Origin of the sequence: Streptomyces sp. NPDC018964 (assembly GCF_044390325.1) — a bacterium.
Taxonomy (GTDB): domain Bacteria; phylum Actinomycetota; class Actinomycetes; order Streptomycetales; family Streptomycetaceae; genus Streptomyces.
Genome location: NZ_JBIRYZ010000040.1, coordinates 1 through 19931, shown reverse-complemented (window position 1 = coordinate 19931; position 19931 = coordinate 1). Strand labels below are relative to the sequence as shown.

Here is a 19931-nt window from a genome sequence, read left to right as displayed (position 1 = left end):
CTGACTCACTCCTCGTGCTACTCGGCCGAGGGCGCCTCACCCTCGTCCGTGCCGGCGGTCGCGTCCCCGTCGGCGGTCCCGTCCACGGCCACGTCGCCGTCGACTTCCTCCGCCTCGCGTCCAGCCTCGGCGTTACGGGCGATGCCGACCACGGCATCGCGCTTGCCCAGATTGATCAGTTGGACGCCCATGGTGTCACGGCCGGTTTCCCTGATCTCGTTGACTCGCGTACGAATCACACCGCCCGACAGCGTGATGGCGAGGATCTCGTCGGTCTCCTCGACCACCAGCGCGCCGACGAGGGTGCCGCGGTCCTCGACGATCTTGGCGGCCTTGATGCCGAGGCCGCCGCGACCCTGGACGCGGTACTCGTCGACGGCGGTCCGCTTCGCGTACCCGCCGTCCGTGGCAGTGAACACGAACGTACCGGGTCGAACAACATTCATCGAGAGCAGCTCGTCCCCTTCGCGGAAACTCATGCCCTTGACGCCCGAGGTCGCACGGCCCATGGGGCGGAGCGTGTCGTCGGTTGCCGTGAACCTGATCGACTGCGCCTTCTTACTGATCAGCAGCAGATCGTCTTCGGCCGAGACGAGTTCGGCGCCGATCAGTTCGTCGTCGGAACCGTCTTCCTGCTCCCGCAGGTTGATCGCGATCACACCGCCCGAGCGCGGGGAGTCGTAGTCCTTCAGCGGCGTCTTCTTCACCAGGCCCGCCTTGGTGGCCAGGACCAGGTAGGGCACCGCCTCGTAGTCGCGGATCGCGCGGATCTGGGCGATCGTCTCGTCCGGCTGGAAGGCCAGCAGGTTCGCCACGTGCTGCCCGCGCGCGTCCCGGCCGGCGTCGGGCAGCTCGTAGGCCTTCACCCGGTAGACCCGGCCCTTGTTGGTGAAGAACAGCAGCCAGTGGTGGGTGGTGGACACGAAGAAGTGGTTGACGATGTCGTCTTCCTTGAGCTTCGTGCCGCGCACGCCCTTGCCGCCGCGCTTCTGGGCCCGGTAGTCGTCGGTCTTGGTGCGCTTGATGTAGCCGCCGCGCGTGACCGTGACGACGATGTCCTCCTCGGCGATCAGGTCCTCGATGGACATGTCGCCCTCGTAGGGGATCAGCTTCGTCTTGCGGTCGTCGCCGTACTTCTCGACGAGCGCCGCCAGCTCCTGGCTGACGATGCCGCGCTGACGGACCGGGGAGGCGAGGATCTCGTTGTACTCGTTGATCTTCGCCTGGAGTTCGTCGTGCTCCTGGACGATCTTCTGGCGCTCCAGGGCGGCCAGCCGGCGCAGCTGCATCTCGAGGATGGCGTTGGCCTGGATGTCGTCGATCTCCAGGAGGTCCATCAGGCCCCCGCGCGCGATCTCCACGGTGTCGCTGCGCCGGATCAGCGCGATGACCTCGTCGATGGCGTCCAGGGCCTTCAGCAGGCCGCGCAGGATGTGCGCCCGCTCCTCGGCCTTGCGCAGCCTGAAGCGCGTGCGGCGGACGATGACCTCGATCTGGTGGTTCACCCAGTGCCGGATGAACGCGTCCAGGGAGAGCGTGCGCGGTACGCCGTCGACCAGGGCCAGCATGTTGGCGCCGAAGTTGGTCTGCAGGTCGGTGTGCTTGTAGAGGTTGTTCAGGACGACCTTGGCGACCGCGTCCCGCTTCAGCACGATGACCAGGCGCTGACCGGTCCGGGACGACGTCTCGTCGCGGACGTCGGCGATGCCGCCGATCTTGCCGTCCTTGACCAGGTCGGCGATCTTCTGCGCGAGGTTGTCGGGGTTGGTCTGGTAGGGCAGCTCCGTGACCACCAGGCACTGGCGGTTCTGGATCTCCTCGACCTCGACCACCGCGCGCATGGTGATCGAGCCGCGGCCCGTGCGGTACGCCTCCTCGATGCCCTTGCGGCCGACCACCAGGGCGCCGGTCGGGAAGTCGGGGCCCTTGATGCGCTCGATGAGCGCGTCCAGCAGCTCCTCGTGCGAGGACTCGAAGTTCTCCAGGTACCACTGGGCACCGGCCGCGACCTCGCGCAGGTTGTGCGGCGGGATGTTGGTCGCCATGCCGACCGCGATGCCGGCCGAGCCGTTGATCAGCAGGTTCGGGAAGCGGGCCGGCAGGACGGTCGGCTCCTGGGAGCGGCCGTCGTAGTTGTCCGTGAAGTCGACGGTCTCCTCGTCGATGTCGCGGACCATCTCCATCGCCAGCGGCGCCATCTTCGACTCGGTGTACCGCATGGCCGCCGCCGGGTCGTTGCCCGGCGAGCCGAAGTTGCCGTTGGAGTCGACGAGCGGCATCCGCATCGACCAGGGCTGGGCGAGGCGCACCAGGGCGTCGTAGATGGAGGTGTCGCCGTGCGGGTGGTAGTTGCCCATGACGTCGCCGACGACGCGGGCGCACTTGTAGAAGCCGCGCTCGGGGCGGTAGCCGCCGTCGTACATGGCGTACAGCACGCGGCGGTGCACGGGCTTGAGGCCGTCACGGACGTCCGGCAGCGCACGCGAGACGATGACGGACATCGCGTAGTCGAGGTACGAGCGCTGCATCTCCGTCTCGAGCCCGACGGGCTCGACGCGCATGGCCAGGGCGTCGCCCTCGGACGTCGTCACAGGAGTGTTCTCGTCGGTCATTGCTGGTGAAGGTCCTTCCTGGTGCGGTCAGCTGAGACCGACTCAGATGTCGAGGAAGCGGACGTCCTTGGCGTTGCGCTGGATGAACGCGCGGCGGGCTTCGACGTCCTCGCCCATGAGGACCGAGAACAGGTCGTCGGCCTGGGCGGCGTCGTCCAGGGTGACCTGGCCGAGGACCCGGTGCTCCTGGTCCATCGTGGTGACGCGCAGCTCCTCGGCGTTCATCTCACCGAGACCCTTGAAGCGCTGGACGGAGTCCTCGCGGATGCGCTTGCCGGCGTTGCGGCCCATCTCGATCAGCGCGTCGCGCTCGCGGTCGGAGTAGGCGTACTCGAAGTCGTCCCGGCCCCACTTGATCTTGTAGAGCGGCGGGCGGGACAGGTACACGTGTCCGGCCTCGACCAGCGGCCGCATGAAGCGGAACAGGAAGGTCAGCAGCAGGGTGTTGATGTGCTGGCCGTCGACGTCGGCGTCCGCCATCAGGATGATCTTGTGATAGCGGAGCTTCTCGATGTCGAAGTCCTCGTGCACACCCGTGCCGAACGCGGAGATCATCGCCTGGATCTCCTGGTTCTGCAGGATCCGGTCGATGCGCGCCTTCTCGACGTTGAGGATCTTGCCGCGGATCGGGAGGATCGCCTGGTACTGCGGGTTGCGGCCGGACTTGGCCGAACCGCCGGCGGAGTCACCCTCGACGATGAAGATCTCGCACTTGGTGGGGTCGTTCGACTGGCAGTCGGACAGCTTGCCCGGCAGCGACGCCGACTCCAGCAGGCCCTTGCGGCGGGTCAGGTCGCGCGCCTTGCGGGCCGCCACGCGCGCGGTGGCCGCCGCGATGCCCTTGCGGATGATGTCCGCGGCCTCGTTGGGGTTGCGGTCCAGCCAGTCGTTGAGGTGCTCGTAGACGACCTTCTGGACGAAGGTCTTCACCTCGGTGTTGCCCAGCTTGGTCTTGGTCTGGCCCTCGAACTGCGGCTCGCTCAGCTTGACCGAGATGATCGCGGTCAGACCCTCGCGGATGTCGTCACCCGTGAGGTTGTCGTCCTTCTCGCGCAGCAGCTTCTTGTCCCGCGCGTACTTGTTGATGAGCGAGGTGAGCGCCGCGCGGAAGCCCTCTTCGTGCGTACCGCCCTCGTGGGTGTGGATGATGTTGGCGAAGGAGTACACGCCCTCGGTGTAGCCGCTGTTCCACTGCATCGCGACCTCGAGGGACAGGTGCCGGTCCTTGTCCTCGGCCTCCAGGTCGATCACGGTGGGGTGCACCACGTCTCCCTTGCGGGAGTTGAGGTACTTCACGAAGTCGATGATGCCGCCCTCGTAGTGGTACGAGACGGCCTTGACCTCGTGCTTCTCATCCTCGCCCGCCTCGTCCGCACCGGCGGTCGCCTTCGCCGACTCGCGCTCGTCGGAGAGGTTGATCCGCAAGCCCTTGTTGAGGAACGCCATCTCCTGGAAACGCCGCGAGAGCGTCTCGAAGGAGTACTCGGTGGTCTCGAAGACGTCCGGGTCGGCCCAGAAGGTGACCGTCGTACCGGAGTCCTCCACCGCCTCGTGCCTGGCGAGCGGCGCGGTCGGGACACCCAGCTTGTAGTCCTGCGTCCAGCGGTAGCCGTCGCGCTTGATGTCGACGGACACCCTGGACGACAGGGCGTTCACGACGGAGACGCCGACACCGTGCAGACCACCGGAGACCGCGTAGCCGCCGCCACCGAACTTGCCGCCCGCGTGCAGCACCGTCAGCACGACCTCGACGGCCGGCTTCTTCTCGACGGGGTGGATGTCCACCGGGATGCCACGGCCGTTGTCGACGACCCGGACGCCGCCGTCGGCGAGGATCGTCACGTCGATCGTGTCCGCGTGACCGGCCAGCGCCTCGTCGACGGAGTTGTCGACGACCTCCTGCACCAGGTGGTGCAGTCCTCGCTCACCGGTGGAACCGATGTACATACCGGGTCGCTTGCGGACCGCGTCCAGACCCTCGAGGACGGTGATGGCACTGGCGTCGTACGAGGCGGTGACCTCGTTGCCCGAGGTGCTCGCCGCACTGCTCACGCCGGTGTCGGTGGACGGGATGTTCTCGTTGGGGTTGCCGGAATCGGCCACGAAGCGCCCTTTCTGGCACAGCACGAGCCGGGCTCGTCGGCAGGTTGCCGGAGCGGCTGCGGCATGTTGCGTTGGTAAGCCTTGATCAGCGTTGCTCAGCTTTTCCCGGGCGGTCCCCACGTGCGGGGCGGGATTGTCTTCCATTCTACCGGTAGCACTGACATCGATGGGGGTTTGCGGGCACCTGAGTCCGCATGTGCCGCCCTCAACCGGTCTCGCCCGACTCCCGATATGCGGATGGGGGCTCCAAGAGCCCCACGAGGGCACTCAGCGCTTCGGGCCGTCAACCCTTGGCTACTTAGGAGTCAGGTGGCGATTCGCAACCGTGTGCGGTGCCACGACGAAGCGGGCACCGGCGGCGGAACGACGCCGCGGGAACCCGCGTTGTGATGTCCATCACGTGTGGACGAAGGGCCCGAAACGGGCGCCGGGTCACCCGTACGTGTCCCCGGGACCCGTGCTTCCAGGAGCGCGCAGGGGTCCGAAGCGACGGGCGGGACCACCGGGGCCGACGACCTTGATCAGCCGCACGGTGCCGTGCCCGAGGTCCTCGTTCAGACGCGCGACCAGGGTCGGCGCGAGCAGCCGCAGATTCGTCGCCCACGCCGTGGAGTCGCAGCGCACGACCAGCACCCGCTCGTCCTCGTCGTACCGCTCCGGCTCGCAGTGCTTGGCCACGTCCTCCCCGACGATCTCCGGCCAGCGCCCCATCACCCCGCCCACCGCGGCCGGGGCCTCCCAGCCGCGCTCGGCGAGCAACCGGTTGATCGCCGGACCGAGCGCCATCGGATCGCGCCGGTCGGCGCGCGCCCCGGAACGCAGACCGCCGCGCCGCGCCTGCTTCCGCTGCTGTGCCGCGTCCCCACGCGCGCGCGCCGCCTCCCTCGCCGCGCGCAACGCCACACGCGCCAGGTCGACACCGGACGGCTCCGGAGCCTTGCCGGCACCGCCCGGAGGCGTGTCCGACCCGCTCATACGCGCTCCACCGTCCCCTCGGCCACGGCGAACCGCGCACCCGCCAGCACATGGGGCACGTCGTCGTCGACCGCCGCGGTCACCAGAACCTGCTCGCCGGGTGCCACCAGCTCGGCCAGCCGCTCGCGCCGCCGCGCGTCCAGCTCGGCGAAGACGTCGTCGAGCACCAGCACCGGCTCGTTGCCCTCCGCCCGCAGCAGGTCGTACGAGGCCAGCCGGAGCGCCAGCGCGTACGACCAGGACTCGCCGTGCGAGGCGTAGCCCTTGGCGGGCAGCTGGCCCAGCTTGAGCAGCAGGTCGTCGCGGTGCGGACCGACCAGGGTGACGCCCCGCTCGATCTCCTGCTTGCGTGCCTCCGCGAGAGCGGCCATCAGCTGCTCGAACAGATCCTCGCGCGTATGCGCCTCGCCGGGCGCGGACGGCCTGTACTCCAGGGTGATCGGCCCGCCGCCGGGCGCGAGCTGCTCGTACGCCTTGTCGGCCAGCGGCTGGAGCGCGCCGATCAGGTCCAGCCGCTGCGCCAGGAGCTCGGCACCCGCACGCGCCAGGTGCTGGTCCCACACGTCGAGCGTGGACAGGTCCAGGGTGCGGCCGCCGTGCCGGCGCGCCAGCGCGGCCGACTTCAGCAGCGTGTTGCGCTGCTTGAGTACCCGGTCGTAGTCGGAACGGACACCGGCCATGCGCGGGGAGCGCGCGGTGATCAGCTCGTCCAGGAACCGGCGCCGCTCACCAGGGTCGCCCTTGACCAGGGCCAGGTCCTCGGGCGCGAACAGCACCGTGCGGACGATCCCCAGCACGTCCCGGGGCCTGACCTGGGAGGACCTGTTGATACGGGCACGGTTGGCGCGGCCCGGGTTCAGCTCCAGCTCGACCAGCTGCTGCCGCTCGCCCTGGCGCACCTGGGCCCGGACGATCGCGCGGTCGGCGCCCATCCGGACCAGCGGGGCGTCGGAGGAGACCCGGTGGCTGCCGAGGGTGGCGAGATAGCCGACCGCCTCGACCAGGTTCGTCTTGCCCTGCCCGTTGGGCCCGACGAAGGCCGTCACCCCCGGGTCGAGCGGGACCTCGACCCGGGGGTAGGACCGGAAGTCGGCCAGCGACAGATGCGTGACGTGCATGGTCGTTCCGCCGACCTCCCCCGGCGTTGTGAACCGCCGCGCGGTCCTGTGGATGTGGCCCCCCGCTCGGTCCTGTGGATACGGGGCGTGCCCTGTGGACTACTTCTTCTCGACCGCGTGGCCGCCGAACTGGTTCCGCAGCGCCGCGATCATCTTCATCTGCGGCGAGTCCTCCTGACGCGAGGCGAACCGCGCGAACAGCGAGGCGGTGATCGCCGGCAGCGGGACCGCGTTGTCGATGGCGGCCTCCACGGTCCAGCGTCCCTCACCGGAGTCCTGTGCGAAACCCCGGAGCCCGTCCAGGTGCTCGTCCTCGTCCAGTGCGTTCACCGCGAGGTCGAGCAGCCAGGAGCGGATGACGGTGCCCTCCTGCCAGGAGCGGAACACCTCACGGACGTCGGTCACCGAGTCGACCTTCTCCAGGAGCTCCCAGCCCTCGGCGTAGGCCTGCATCATGGCGTATTCGATGCCGTTGTGGACCATCTTCGCGAAGTGGCCCGCGCCGACCTTGCCCGCGTGCACCGAGCCGAAGTCGCCCTCCGGCTTGAGTGCGTCGAACACCGGCTGCACCTTGGCGACGTTCTCCTTGTCGCCGCCGTACATCAGCGCGTAGCCGTTCTCCAGGCCCCAGACGCCGCCCGAGACGCCGCAGTCGACGAAGCCTATGCCCTTGGCCGCCAGCTCGCCGGCGTGCTTCTCGTCGTCCGTCCAGCGGGAGTTGCCGCCGTCCACGACGACGTCGCCCGGCTCGAGCAGCTCGGCGAGCTCGTCGATCGTGGACTGGGTCGGCTCACCCGCCGGGACCATCACCCACACCACACGAGGGCCGCTGAGCTTGTCCACAAGCTCCCGCAGGCTGTGGACATCGGCGAGGTCCGGGTTGCGGTCGTATCCGAGGACGGTGTGACCCGCGCGGCGAATCCGCTCGCGCATGTTGCCGCCCATCTTGCCGAGGCCGACGAGACCGAGCTCCATCAGTTGTGATCCTTAGGTATGCGACGTGGCGTGACGGCACGTACGTGCCGACGTCCGAGCCTAAACCCGGACGCCCGCGCGCATCTGTGGGCATACGCGCTCATACGCAGCCCTCACCTGCGGCTTCGCTCGGAACGACGCTGAACCGCTGGGTCGCACCTGGCTGCTGCGACCTTGTGAGGGCGTCCACCGCGCCCCCGGCGGTCGCTGCGGCGCGTGCGCCTCAGCCGCTGAGGCGCACCGGCATGATCAGGTACTTGTAGGCGTCGTCCGCCTCCGCGTCCACCGCCGGACGGCCGCTGAGCAGCGCCGGCTTGGTGGACGTGGTGAAGGACAGCTGGGCCACCGGGGAGTCGATGGCGCTCAGGCCGTCCAGCAGGAACGTCGGGTTGAAGGCGATCGAGATGTCGTCACCCTCCAACTGGGCGTCGACCCTTTCCACAGCCTGTGCGTCGTCGCTGGAACCGGCCTCCAGGATGAGCACGCCCTGCTCGAAGCTCAGCCGCACCGGAGTGTTGCGCTCGGCGACCAGGGCCACGCGCTTGACGGCCTCCACGAAGGGGGCGGTCTCGATCACGGCGACGCTGTTGAACTCGGTCGGGAACAGCGTGCGGTACTTCGGGAGGTCGCCCTCCAGCAGGCGCGTGGTGGTACGGCGGCCGGCGCCCTCGAAGCCGATCAGGCCCTCGCCCGCGCCCGAGCCCGACAGCGCCAGGATCACCTGGTCACCGCTGGTCAGCGCCTTGGCGGTGTCCTGGAGCGTCTTGGCGGGCACCAGGGCGACCGCGGAGACCTCCGGGTTCTCCGGCTTCCACAGGAACTCGCGGACCGCGAAGCGGTAGCGGTCGGTGGAGGCCAGCGTGACAGTGTCGCCCTCGATCTCGATGCGCACGCCGGTGAGCACGGGCAGCGTGTCGTCGCGGCCGGCCGCGATGGCGACCTGCTGCACGGCGGAGGCGAAGACCTCGCCGGGGACCGTGCCCGTCGCGTTCGGCATCTGCGGCAGGGCCGGGTACTCCTCCACAGGCAGTGTGTGGAGTGTGAACCGCGAGGAGCCGCACACCACCGTCGCCCGTACACCGTCTGTGGAGATCTCCACCGGCCGGTTGGGGAGGGCGCGGGAGATGTCGGCCAGCAGACGGCCCGAGACGAGGACCGTGCCCTCCTCCTCGACCTCCGCCTCCACCGACACCCGCGCGGAGACCTCGTAGTCGAAGCTGGACAGGCTCAGCTGGCCGTCCTCGGCCTTCAGGAGCAGGCCGGCGAGGACAGGGGCCGGCGGACGGGCCGGGAGGCTGCGCGCCGCCCAGGCCACTGCCTCCGCGAGTACGTCGCGTTCCACCCGGATCTTCACTGTTGCCGCCTCCTGCTGTTGCCGGCGCTTCTCGCCCTGCCTGGCTTCGTCGTCTGACTCGGTGTCGTCGGCCCCTGCGAGGGGAAGGACACCGGGGACCAGTCTGACGCACCGCACTGACAGTAGGTGCCCCTCGGGGTCAAGTCGTGACGAGTGGCAGCCGGGGCCGAGACAGCGAGTTGTGCACAGGACCCTCTTCGAAACGAATTCCTCGCTCTCTCTAGTTGGGAGTAGTAGTAGGGCCTGTGGATACCGTGGATAACCCTGTTTCCGCAGGTCAGCCTGGATATTTTGTCCACGGACCCTGTGGGTGGAGGACGTGGACAACTGGGCGTCTCTGTGGAGAACAGAAAGTTCTGCACATCCCGTGCACAGGAAGGGGCGAGTTCTCCCCAGCTCCGTCCCCAGGTTTGCGAGTCTTTCCCACAGGCCCCTGCGGCGGTCCGATGTGACGCCTTTCACTCGCTCCGGTGAAGAGGCGCGTCATGTTGCCGAACAGTGGACAGTCATGTGGAGAACCGGTCGATCACTGGGGACAACGGCCTCCAGCCTGTGGGCCGACCGTGGACAACTGAATGTCCGGACTGCGGGCCCTCGAGTTGTCCACAGCCTGTGGAGATCGCTCATCCACGTATCCACACCCTGCTGACCTGGCCTGATGATCCCTCGACGGGCTGCCCTGTGGACAAGATCGGGACAACTTCCCGGTCCCCAGGATGTGGACGGGAAAAAGTCACCGAATCTGTGGAAGAAGGCCGTAACCCGGCTCCGGAATCGAACAGTGCCGGGGCGCTCCACGAGGAGGCGAGGCGTCCCGGGACACGAAGAAGGGCGCCCTCGGATCGCTCCGGGGACGCCCTCGACGAAGTCGACCGGGTCTGTGCGGGCCGCTCAGCCGGCCTTGATGCGGTTGGTGAGCTCGGTGACCTGGTTGTAGATGGAGCGCCGCTCGGCCATCAGATTGCGGATCTTCCGGTCGGCGTGCATCACCGTGGTGTGGTCGCGGCCGCCGAACAGCGCGCCGATCTTCGGCAGCGACAGGTCGGTCAGCTCACGGCACAGGTACATGGCGATCTGGCGGGCCGTCACCAGCTGGCGGCCCCGGGAGCTGCCGCACAGGTCCTCGACCGTGAGGCCGAAGTAGTCGGCCGTGGCGCTCATGATGGCCGACGAGGTGATCTCCGGCGTCGAGTCGTCACCGCCGGGCATGAGGTCCTTGAGGACGATCTCCGTCAGGCCCAGGTCCACCGGCTGCCGGTTGAGCGAGGCGAACGCCGTCACCCGGATCAGCGCGCCCTCCAGCTCGCGGATGTTCCGCGAGATGCGGGAGGCGATGAACTCCAGCACCTCCGGCGGGGCGTTGAGCTGCTCCTGCACCGCCTTCTTGCGCAGGATCGCGATGCGCGTCTCCAGCTCCGGCGGCTGGACGTCGGTGATCAGGCCCCACTCGAAACGGTTCCGCAGCCGGTCCTCCAGCGTGACCAGCTGCTTGGGCGGCCGGTCGCTGGAGAGCACGATCTGCTTGTTGGCGTTGTGGAGCGTGTTGAAGGTGTGGAAGAACTCCTCCTGCGTCGACTCCTTGTCCGCCAGGAACTGGATGTCGTCGACGAGCAGGATGTCCATCTCGCGGTACCGCTTGCGGAAGCTGTCGCCCTTGCCGTCGCGGATGGAGTTGATGAACTCGTTGGTGAACTCCTCCGAGCTCACGTACCGCACGCGCGTACCGGGGTACAGGCTCCGCGCGTAGTGCCCGATCGCGTGCAGCAGGTGGGTCTTGCCGAGCCCGGACTCCCCGTAGATGAACAACGGGTTGTAGGCCTTCGCCGGAGCCTCGGCGACGGCGACCGCGGCCGCGTGCGCGAAGCGGTTGGACGCCCCGATGACGAACGTGTCGAAGAGGTACTTCGGGTTCAGCCGCGCGGTCGGCTCACCGGGGCCGGCCGCCGGTGCCGGCTGTGCCGCCAGCGGGCCGGGCGCGCCGGTGGTGGGCAGGTTGGGGCCCACGGGGCCACCGCGGTGGACGTGCCCGGAACCGGAGGGGGTGTCGGGCCGTTCGCGGCGCATGGCGTCGCGCTGGTCGTAGTCGCCGCGTGACGTGTCGTAGTCGGGGCGCTGCTGGTCGTACGACGGCCGGTCCACGGGCTGCGGACGGTAGTCCTGCAGGGGCGGGTTGCCGCTGTAGCCGTCCTGCGGGCCGTAGGCGTCCTGCGGGGGCGTGGCGTACGGGTCCCGCTCCGGGAAGCCGAGGCGCTGCTGCTGCCAGCCGTACTCCTCCTGCGCCGGCCGCGGCCAGGAGCCGGGCTCCGGACGCTGGTACTCCGAGGGGTAGGCGGGCCGGGCGGTGGGCAGCTGGTCGCCGGAGGGGCCCTGCTGCTGGTCGGTACGGCGGCGTCCGTATCCCTCGTAGCCGTCGTACCCCTCGTAGGGCTCGCGTTCCTGCCGGTCCGGTCGCTCGGGGCGGTCCTGGCGGACGGCAGGGAGCTCGGGTTCCTCGTAGCGCGGCTGGGGACGGGGCGCAGGTGGGGGCGAGGGTTCGCCGGCGGTGTCGTCGACGGTGATCGCGATGCGGATCGGGCGTCCGCACTCGCGGCTCAGGCTCTCGCTGACGACGGGGGCGAGGCGGCCCTCGAGCACGCCCTTCGCGAACTCGTTGGGTACGGCGAGCAGCGCGGTGTCGGCGACGAGTGCCAGCGGCTGGCAGCGCCGGATCCAGTGCTCGTCCTTGACCTCGACCCCCTGTCCGCGGCCCTCTCCGAGGAGCTGCTCCAGTACGCGTGGCCACACTGCGGCAAGATCGGCAGGTACGTCAGCCACAGGGCACGCTCTCTCACAGGTCCTTCGATCGTGTGACGCGAAGGACGGGTCGGGATGTAAATCGGGTGGTGGAGGGTCGGGAGAAGGAATCGTCAAGGGAACGAATCGGAGTCAAGCCACGGTAGTCAGCGCGGCCGGTACGGTTCAAGTTGTTGTCCCCAGGCTGTGGACAAGTGTCTCCCAGTCGTCGCCGGTTTGACCGAATGGCGCGGCCGCGCGTACCGTGACCAGGTCGAGTTGTCGATGGCTGCTGCCGCCTGCCTCCGATGGGCACAGATCATGCAAGGTGATCGGTCAGCGGTGCACTCGGGCGTAACGCGAGCTACTCGTGGGCGCACGGTGACAGCCAGGACGGCACCCCGCAAACACCGAGTCTTTCTGGAGCCCCCGAGTGAGCAAGCGCACCTTCCAGCCGAACAACCGTCGTCGCGCCAAGACCCACGGCTTCCGGCTGCGTATGCGCACCCGTGCCGGCCGCGCGATTCTCGCGTCCCGCCGTAGCAAGGGTCGCGCCCGTCTGTCCGCCTGATCCCGGTCAGGTCATGACGTCGTGCTGCCCACCGAGAACCGGCTGAGGCGGCGCGAGGACTTCGCGACCGCGGTACGACGAGGGCGCCGGGCAGGAAGCCGGCATCTCGTCGTCCATCTTCGTAGCGGTGCCACGGACCCGCATGCGCCTGGGGAGAGCGCTCCCCCGCCGTGTGCGGGTTTCGTCGTGAGCAAGGCCGTGGGCGGCGCGGTGGTACGCAACAAGGTGAAGCGCAGGCTTCGCCATCTGATGCGCGAGCGAGTCGACCAGCTGCCCCCCGGTAGCCTGGTAGTCGTACGAGCGCTGCCCGGTGCGGGTGACGCCGACCATGCACAACTGGCCCGAGACCTGGACGCCGCCCTGCGGCGGCTGCTGGGAGGGGGCACGCGATGAAGTACCCGCTGCTGGCTCTGATCAAGATCTACCAGTGGACGATCAGTCCGCTGCTGGGGCCGGTGTGCAAGTACTACCCGTCGTGTTCCCATTACGGCTACACGGCCATCGACCGGCATGGTGCCGTCAAGGGCACGGCGCTCACGGCCTGGCGCATCCTCCGGTGCAATCCGTGGTCGCTGGGTGGTGTGGACCACGTCCCTCCACGCAAGCGTCCGCGGTGGCACGAAATGCTGCGTGACGCCTGGCGTGCACGTGGGGGCGGGACCTCCGCCGCCGAACCGGCCACCGAGGGACGGAACTCTCCTGCAGGTCCGACGAGTCCTTCGAGCCCGGCCGCAGAGACCCCGTCCCATGCCCAAGGAGCATGATTAGTGGACACGATTGCCAGCCTCTTCAGCTTCATCACGACACCTGTCTCCTGGGTCATCGTCCAGTTTCACAGCGTGTACGGCGCCATCTTCGGCCCTGACACCGGATGGGCCTGGGGCCTGTCGATCGTGTCCCTGGTGATTCTGATCCGCATCTGCCTGATCCCGCTCTTCGTGAAGCAGATCAAGGCGACGCGCGCGATGCAGACGCTCCAGCCGGAGATGAAGAAGATCCAGGAGCGCTACAAGAACGACCGGCAGCGCCAGTCCGAAGAGATGATGAAGCTGTACAAGGAGACGGGTACCAACCCGCTCTCCTCGTGCCTTCCCATCCTGGCGCAGTCGCCGTTCTTCTTCGCCCTCTACCACGTGCTCAACAGCATCGCGTCGAACGACACCATCGGTGTGATCAACGAGCGGCTGCTGGAGAGCGCGCAGAAGGCCCACATCTTCGGTGCCCCGCTCGCGGCGAAGTTCACGGACAGCTCGGACAAGGTCGAGGCGCTCAACTCCTCGCTCACCGATGTCCGTGTCGTCACGGCCATCATGATCGTCCTGATGTCGCTGTCGCAGTTCTACACGCAGCGCCAGCTGATGACGAAGAACGTCGACACCACGGTGAAGACGCCGTTCATGCAGCAGCAGAAGATGCTGATGTACGTCTTCCCCATCATCTTCGCCGTCTTCGGCATCAACTTCCCCGTCGGTGTCCTCGTCTACTGGCTGACCACCAACGTGTGGACCATGGGCCAGCAGATGTACGTCATCCGCAACAACCCCACGCCGGGTTCCAAGGCCCAGGCCGCGTACCTGGAGCGCCTCTCCAAGAGCGTCTCCAAGCACGGCAGGACCCGCGGCCGCGGTGAGCGCGCCATCGTCAAGGCCATCGTCGCGAAGGGCCGGGACCGCAACGAGTACGAGCGCAAGTTCATCAACGGTCTGAACAAGGAGGGCCTCGCGGCCCAGGCCGACGGCACGGTGGTCAAGAGCGAGAGCACGGCCGCCGTCCAGGCCGAGGAGGCCGCCGCCACCAAGCGGCAGCAGCCCAAGCGGCAGACCAAGTCCCAGCGCCAGTCCGGTACGGCCAAGGCGGCCGGTGAGCCCACCTCGCTGACCAAGTCCTCCGAGCCCGAGGACGCCAAGCCCGCCGGCCCTACCAAGAAGGACAGCGCCAAGCCTGCCGGCAGCACCCGCAGCAGGGCCCAGTCCGGGCAGCGCAAGGGTCCGCAGCGGCCCAAGTCCCCGTCCAAGAAGTAAGAAGGAGACCATCCCGTGACGGAAGGCACCACCTCCGCCGCTGCCGAGGGCACGGACACCCTGACCCGCCTGGAACAGGAGGGTGAGATCGCGGCGGACTACCTGGAGGGTCTGCTCGACATCGCCGACCTCGACGGCGACATCGACATGGACGTCGAGGCCGACCGAGCCTCCGTCTCGATCATCAGCGACACGGGCAGCCGTGACCTGCAGAAGCTGGTGGGTCGTGATGGTGAGGTGCTGGAGGCGCTCCAGGAGCTCACGCGTCTGGCCGTGCACCGGGAGACCGGGGACCGCAGCCGTCTCATGCTCGACATCGCCGGCTACCGGGCCCAGAAGCGGACCGAGCTGTCCGAGTTGGGTGCCAAGGCCGCGGCCGAGGCCAAGAGCAGCGGCGAGGCCGTGAAACTGGACCCGATGACGCCGTTCGAGCGCAAGGTCGTGCACGACGCGGTCAAGGCAGCCGGCCTGCGCAGCGAGTCCGAGGGCGAGGAGCCGCAGCGCTTCGTCGTCGTGCTTCCCGCCTGATCGGTTCTACGTTCCACCGGCCCCGTCTGTTGCGCAGACGGGGCCGAACTTTGTCAGCCTGATAGTTCTGTGGTTCTGGTGTCGGCGCCCGGCGTCGGCACGGTACGGAAGGACGGTCCCCCGTGACGGAGGCAGCGGAGCTTCCCCCCGCGCCCGAGCAGGCACGTGAGGTGTTCGGCGATCGCTTCGAGGACGCGGTCCGGTACGCGGAGCTGCTCGCCGAGGCAGGCGTGCAGCGCGGCTTGATCGGGCCGCGTGAGGTGCCCCGCCTGTGGGAGCGGCATCTGTTGAACTGCGCGGTGCTCTCGGAGGTCGTGCCCGAGGGCGTGACGGTGTGCGATGTGGGCTCGGGTGCCGGCCTGCCGGGCATCCCCCTGGCGCTGGTCCGGGAGGACCTCAAGATCACTCTGCTGGAGCCGCTGCTCCGGCGTACCAACTTCCTGACCGAGGTCGTCGAGCTGCTCGGACTGGATCACGTGACGGTCGTGCGTGGCCGGGCCGAGGAGGTCATGGGAAAGCTGCCTCCGGTGCATGTGGTGACCGCTCGTGCCGTGGCCCCGCTCGACCGTCTGGCCACATGGGGCGTTCCTCTGCTGCGTCCCTACGGCGAGATGCTGGCGCTCAAGGGTGACACCGCCGAGGAGGAGCTGAAGAGCGCGGCGACGGCGCTGAGCAAGCTCGGTGCCGCGGAGACGTCCATCGTGCATGTGGGCGAGGGCGTCGTGGATCCGATGTCCACAGTGGTGCGGGTCGAGGTCGGGGAGAGCCCGGGGGGTGTGCGGTTCGCGGCGAAGCGCGCGAAGGCTGCCCGCACGGGGCGGGCGCGGCGCCGACGCTGAGAGCGAACAGGGCTGAGCCGACGACTACCGGATCGTCGGAGTGCGGCCCGATGGAGTGGGTTCGTCCTGAGAATCGGACGTACTCCACACAAGCTGCCGAACCCGTACGGGTCGGAGTGTCGCGGCAGTGCCGCCTCGGCCGCTGTGCATCGTGTTTCACGTGAAACATCGCTCACTGCTGCACGGCATCATCAGTCGGGGCCGCGCCGCGGCCGAACCCCGTGATCGGAAGCCTCTGGGGTCACTCGGAAAGACTTCTGTCCCGGACGAGACACCGGCCTCTTCAAGGGGGGTGGAGTTGTCCACAGAGGTGGATTTCTCCACAGAAGGTCAGGGCTCACTGGTTCATGACCCCGATGGCATGGGAGGCTCTGTTCATAGCGAGCCTGAAGTCGAGGAGAGTGAATCCTTGCGGTCCGACGCCAACATCGCGGGACCGATGACCGATCCGGTCCCCGGCCCCCGTACCGAGTCGACGGGAGCGGATGTTTCACGTGAAACACCGCCTCCGATGGACGACACTCCCATCGGTCGTGCTGCCCAACTGGCGGTGGAGGCTCTGGGGCGAGCCGGTGAGGGCCTGCCACGACCTGAGCAGACCCGCGTCATCGTGGTCGCCAACCAGAAGGGCGGTGTCGGCAAGACGACGACCACCGTCAACCTTGCCGCGTCGCTCGCTCTGCACGGCAACCGTGTCCTGGTGATCGACCTCGACCCCCAGGGAAACGCGTCCACAGCCCTGGGCATCGACCACCACGCGGAAGTTCCCTCCATCTATGACGTCTTGGTGGAGAGCAAGCCGCTCGCGGAGGTCGTCCAGCCGGTCCCCGATGTCGAAGGGCTCTTCTGCGCACCCGCCACGATCGATCTCGCCGGCGCGGAGATCGAGCTGGTGTCGTTGGTGGCGCGGGAAAGCCGGCTGCAGCGGGCGATCCAGGCATACGAGCAGCCACTGGACTACATCCTCATCGACTGCCCGCCCTCGCTCGGCCTGCTGACGGTCAACGCGATGGTGGCCGGTCAGGAGGTCCTGATCCCGATCCAGTGCGAGTACTACGCGCTGGAAGGACTGGGGCAGCTGCTGCGCAATGTCGACCTGGTGCGGGGGCACCTCAATCCGACCCTGCATGTATCGACGATCCTGCTCACCATGTACGACGGCCGGACGCGCCTCGCGTCGCAGGTCGCGGACGAGGTGCGCACCCACTTCGGCGACGAGGTACTGCGGACGAGCATCCCTCGCTCCGTCCGTATCTCGGAGGCGCCGAGTTATGGGCAGACGGTGCTGACTTACGATCCTGGATCAAGTGGTGCCCTCTCCTACTTCGAGGCGGCACGAGAGATCGCGCTGAGGGGTGTCGGCGTCAGCTATGACGCATCACAGGCTCACCTCGGCGTACAGCAGAACGATCCGAGCATGGTGGAGGGCGTCCAGTGAGCGAGCGACGGAGAGGGCTGGGCCGTGGTCTCGGCGCACTGATCCCTGCTCCCCCGACAGAGAAGGCGGTGACACCGCCCGCGGTGAGCGGAGCTGCTTCCCCGTCTCCTTCGGTGGTGCCGAACGAGCGCGGAGTCATACTGCCGACCGTTTCACGTGAAACGGAAGAGGCTTCGGCTTACGGCGTCGCGGCCGTACCCGCGCCGCCCATGGGCGCGTACTTCGCTGAAATCCCTCTCGATGCCATTACTCCGAACCCGCGGCAGCCGCGTGAGGTCTTCGACGAGGATGCGCTGTCCGAGCTCATCACCTCCATCAAGGAGGTCGGTCTCCTCCAGCCGGTCGTCGTACGGCAGGTGGGCCCCGCGAGTTATGAGCTCATCATGGGTGAGCGCCGGTGGCGGGCCTGTCGTGAGGCGGGACTCGAGGCGATCCCGGCGATCGTGCGGGCCACCGAGGACGAGAAGCTCCTCTTGGACGCTCTGTTGGAGAACCTGCACCGTGCTCAGTTGAACCCGCTGGAAGAGGCCGCCGCCTACGACCAGCTGCTGAAGGACTTCAACTGCACGCACGACCAGCTGGCGGACCGCATCGGTCGATCCCGGCCGCAGGTTTCCAACACGCTGCGTCTGCTGAAGCTGTCTCCGACCGTTCAGCGCAGGGTGGCTGCCGGTGTGCTGTCCGCCGGCCACGCACGCGCGCTGTTGTCCGTTGAGGACGCCGAGGAGCAGGACCGGCTGGCCCACCGGATCGTGGCCGAAGGGCTCTCGGTGCGGGCGGTCGAAGAGATCGTGACCTTGATGGGTTCACACCCCCAGAAGGCGCAGCGGTCCAAGGGGCCGCGTGCCGGAGCTCTTGTCTCTCCGGCGCTGACGGATCTGGCGACGCGTCTCTCGGATCGCTTCGAGACGCGGGTGAAGGTCGACCTGGGGCAGAAGAAGGGCAAGATCACCGTCGAGTTCGCCTCCATGGAGGACCTCGAGCGCATCCTCGGAACCCTCGCTCCGGGTGAGGGACCCGTTCTGCAGAAGAGCCTGGTGGACGACGAATCCGTGGAGAGCGAGTCCTGACCCTTCGGCGGGGTCGGTTGAGCGGCTGACCGGGTGACCAGAGGTGGACCGTGTTCCGGTGTGTACCGGAACACGGTCCACCCTTTGCTTGTGGCGGTATCGACGGAATCGCTTCATGGATACGATGTGCTCGAACAGGGCGTATCCACCCGGCAACACCTCTGAGAGCAAGGCAGGGTCCATGCGAATGACGAGCCGCACCGGACTGGTGAGCGCGGGGCTGGGGGTGGGAGCCGTCAGCGGCTTCATCGGCAGTCTGCTCAGGGAACGGAACGCTCTGACAGCAGCCCGTGATGCAGCGGGCGAAGGAAGCGAGGAACAGCCTTCATGGGCCGTCGGCTCGTACCGCTCACGCTGGACAACCTTCCGGATCTCCCCCAGCGCTGCCGCTCGTGCGTTTTCTGGGAACTCGACCCCGTCAGTGGCGAGACAGCGGTAAAGGCGGGCACGTCGGCGGTCGAGAAGGAGGCGTGGATCTCGGCCGTCCTCCTGGACTGGGGATCCTGCGGAAGGATCGTCTACGTCGATGACGTCCCCGTGGGCTTCGTCCTCTACGCCCCACCCGCCTATGTGCCACGCTCTGCGGCATTTCCCACCAGCCCCGTGTCGCCCGATGCGGTGCAGCTGATGACCGCGTTCATCATGCCGGGGTACCAGGGCCAAGGGCTGGGCCGGGTGATGGTGCAGACGGTGGCCAAGGACTTGCTGCGCCGGGGCTTCAAAGCGATCGAGGCGTTCGGCGACGCACGCTGGAAGGAACCGGCCTGTGTCCTGCCCGCCGACCATCTGCTGGCCGTGGGGTTCAAGACGGTTCGACAGCACCCGGCCCATCCCCGGCTGAGACTGGAGCTGAGGACGACCCTCTCCTGGAGGGAAGACGTCGAGATGGCGCTGGACCGGCTACTCGGGGCGGTACAGAAGGAGCCGGCGCTGCGGCCTCTCTGATGGTCCTCATACGAATGGGCCGACCCAGCTGGGCCGGCCCATTCGTGTTTCACGTGAAACACGCGCCGCCGATGAGGCGGTCGGTCATCCCTTGGTGACGGTGATGAATTCCTCGAGGTCGCGGACGATCGCGGCCTTCGGCTTGGCGCCGACGATGGTCTTGGCGACCTCGCCACCCTGGTAGACGTTCAGGGTCGGGATGGACATGACGCCGTACTTGGCGGCCGTGGCCGGGTTCTCGTCGATGTTCAGCTTGACGATCTCGATCTCGTCCCCGTACTCGGCGGCGATCGCCTCGAGGGACGGAGCGATCTGACGGCACGGACCGCACCAGGCGGCCCAGAAGTCCACCAGGACGGGCTTGTCGCTCTTGAGGACGTCCTGCTCGAAGGATTCGTCGGTCACATGCTTCAGGGTGCCGGCCACAGCGGGCTCCTTAACTGGTCGGTGCGTGGGGTGTGGGTGGGGGTCAGACAGCGGTCTTCTCGGGCTCGGCCTTCTCCTCGTCCGCGAGAGCGGCGAGGAAGCGCTCGGCGTCGAGGGCGGCGGAACAGCCCGTACCGGCTGCGGTGATCGCCTGGCGGTAGGTGTGGTCGACCACGTCGCCGGC

Annotated in this window: 17 protein-coding genes and 1 pseudogene; 9 read left to right on the top strand and 9 right to left on the bottom strand. The window is 68.0% G+C overall.

Annotated features, from left to right (window positions below; translation table 11 throughout):
* Positions 1–17: 17 nt before the first annotated feature.
* From gyrA to dnaA, 7 genes are all read right to left on the bottom strand, one after another.
* A complete protein-coding gene (gene gyrA, locus ACH5AO_RS36055; protein ID WP_398932228.1) occupies positions 18–2612 on the bottom strand; it encodes a DNA gyrase subunit A in 2595 nt (864 codons plus the stop codon).
* 42 nt (positions 2613–2654) lie between these two features.
* Positions 2655–4715: a DNA topoisomerase (ATP-hydrolyzing) subunit B gene (gene gyrB / locus ACH5AO_RS36050; RefSeq protein WP_398932226.1), complete on the bottom strand. Its 2061-nt coding sequence runs from the start codon at positions 4713–4715 to the stop codon at positions 2655–2657.
* 432 nt (positions 4716–5147) lie between these two features.
* Positions 5148–5690, bottom strand: a complete 543-nt coding sequence (locus ACH5AO_RS36045) for a DUF721 domain-containing protein (protein WP_398932224.1) — start codon at positions 5688–5690, stop codon at positions 5148–5150.
* Positions 5687–6808: a DNA replication/repair protein RecF gene (recF, locus tag ACH5AO_RS36040; protein ID WP_398932222.1), complete on the bottom strand. Its 1122-nt coding sequence runs from the start codon at positions 6806–6808 to the stop codon at positions 5687–5689. Before recF ends, ACH5AO_RS36045 begins: the two co-directional genes overlap by 4 nt.
* Before the next feature lie 99 nt (positions 6809–6907).
* Positions 6908–7783, bottom strand: coding sequence for a phosphogluconate dehydrogenase (NAD(+)-dependent, decarboxylating) (gene gnd / locus ACH5AO_RS36035; protein WP_217130737.1), 876 nt, complete (start codon positions 7781–7783; stop codon positions 6908–6910).
* 223 nt (positions 7784–8006) lie between these two features.
* The gene (dnaN, locus tag ACH5AO_RS36030; protein ID WP_030857039.1) at positions 8007–9137 is read right to left on the bottom strand and encodes a DNA polymerase III subunit beta; all 1131 of its coding nucleotides are present in this window, start codon (positions 9135–9137) and stop codon (positions 8007–8009) included.
* An 891-nt stretch (positions 9138–10028) separates the two neighbouring features.
* Positions 10029–11951: a chromosomal replication initiator protein DnaA gene (gene dnaA, locus ACH5AO_RS36025; protein WP_398932219.1), complete on the bottom strand. Its 1923-nt coding sequence runs from the start codon at positions 11949–11951 to the stop codon at positions 10029–10031.
* 391 nt (positions 11952–12342) lie between these two features.
* Here dnaA and rpmH point away from each other — a divergent pair, with 391 nt between their 5' ends.
* The 9 genes from rpmH to ACH5AO_RS35980 all read left to right on the top strand — a co-directional run bounded on the left by rpmH (position 12343) and on the right by ACH5AO_RS35980 (position 19321).
* Complete coding sequence (rpmH, locus tag ACH5AO_RS36020) at positions 12343–12480, top strand: 50S ribosomal protein L34 (protein ID WP_003956500.1); 138 nt, start codon at positions 12343–12345, stop codon at positions 12478–12480.
* A gap of 21 nt (positions 12481–12501) precedes the next feature.
* Positions 12502–12873: a ribonuclease P protein component gene (rnpA, locus tag ACH5AO_RS36015; protein ID WP_398932217.1), complete on the top strand. Its 372-nt coding sequence runs from the start codon at positions 12502–12504 to the stop codon at positions 12871–12873.
* Complete coding sequence (gene yidD, locus ACH5AO_RS36010) at positions 12870–13244, top strand: membrane protein insertion efficiency factor YidD (RefSeq protein ID WP_398932216.1); 375 nt, start codon at positions 12870–12872, stop codon at positions 13242–13244. Before rnpA ends, yidD begins: the two co-directional genes overlap by 4 nt.
* A 3-nt stretch (positions 13245–13247) precedes the next feature.
* Positions 13248–14501 (top strand): membrane protein insertase YidC, encoded by a 1254-nt coding sequence (gene yidC, locus ACH5AO_RS36005; RefSeq protein ID WP_398932214.1) that lies wholly within the window; start codon positions 13248–13250, stop codon positions 14499–14501.
* Between the two features lie 15 nt (positions 14502–14516).
* Positions 14517–15029: a protein jag gene (locus tag ACH5AO_RS36000; protein ID WP_398932212.1), complete on the top strand. Its 513-nt coding sequence runs from the start codon at positions 14517–14519 to the stop codon at positions 15027–15029.
* A gap of 122 nt (positions 15030–15151) precedes the next feature.
* Complete coding sequence (rsmG, locus tag ACH5AO_RS35995) at positions 15152–15868, top strand: 16S rRNA (guanine(527)-N(7))-methyltransferase RsmG (RefSeq protein ID WP_398932210.1); 717 nt, start codon at positions 15152–15154, stop codon at positions 15866–15868.
* A 361-nt stretch (positions 15869–16229) separates the two neighbouring features.
* Positions 16230–17306, top strand: a complete 1077-nt coding sequence (locus tag ACH5AO_RS35990; RefSeq protein WP_398932258.1) for a ParA family protein — start codon at positions 16230–16232, stop codon at positions 17304–17306.
* Positions 17303–18376: a ParB/RepB/Spo0J family partition protein gene (locus tag ACH5AO_RS35985; protein ID WP_398932208.1), complete on the top strand. Its 1074-nt coding sequence runs from the start codon at positions 17303–17305 to the stop codon at positions 18374–18376. The genes ACH5AO_RS35990 and ACH5AO_RS35985 overlap by 4 nt, the downstream gene beginning before the upstream one ends.
* 327 nt (positions 18377–18703) lie before the next feature.
* Entirely contained in the window at positions 18704–19321 is a 618-nt protein-coding gene (locus ACH5AO_RS35980) for a GNAT family N-acetyltransferase (RefSeq protein ID WP_398932206.1), read from the top strand.
* An 84-nt stretch (positions 19322–19405) separates the two neighbouring features.
* Here ACH5AO_RS35980 and trxA read toward each other — a convergent pair whose 3' ends face one another.
* Entirely contained in the window at positions 19406–19747 is a 342-nt protein-coding gene (gene trxA, locus ACH5AO_RS35975) for a thioredoxin (RefSeq protein ID WP_398932204.1), read from the bottom strand.
* Positions 19748–19790: 43 nt separating this feature from the next.
* Positions 19791–19931, bottom strand: a pseudogene (locus ACH5AO_RS35970) (thioredoxin-disulfide reductase); the annotation flags it as partial.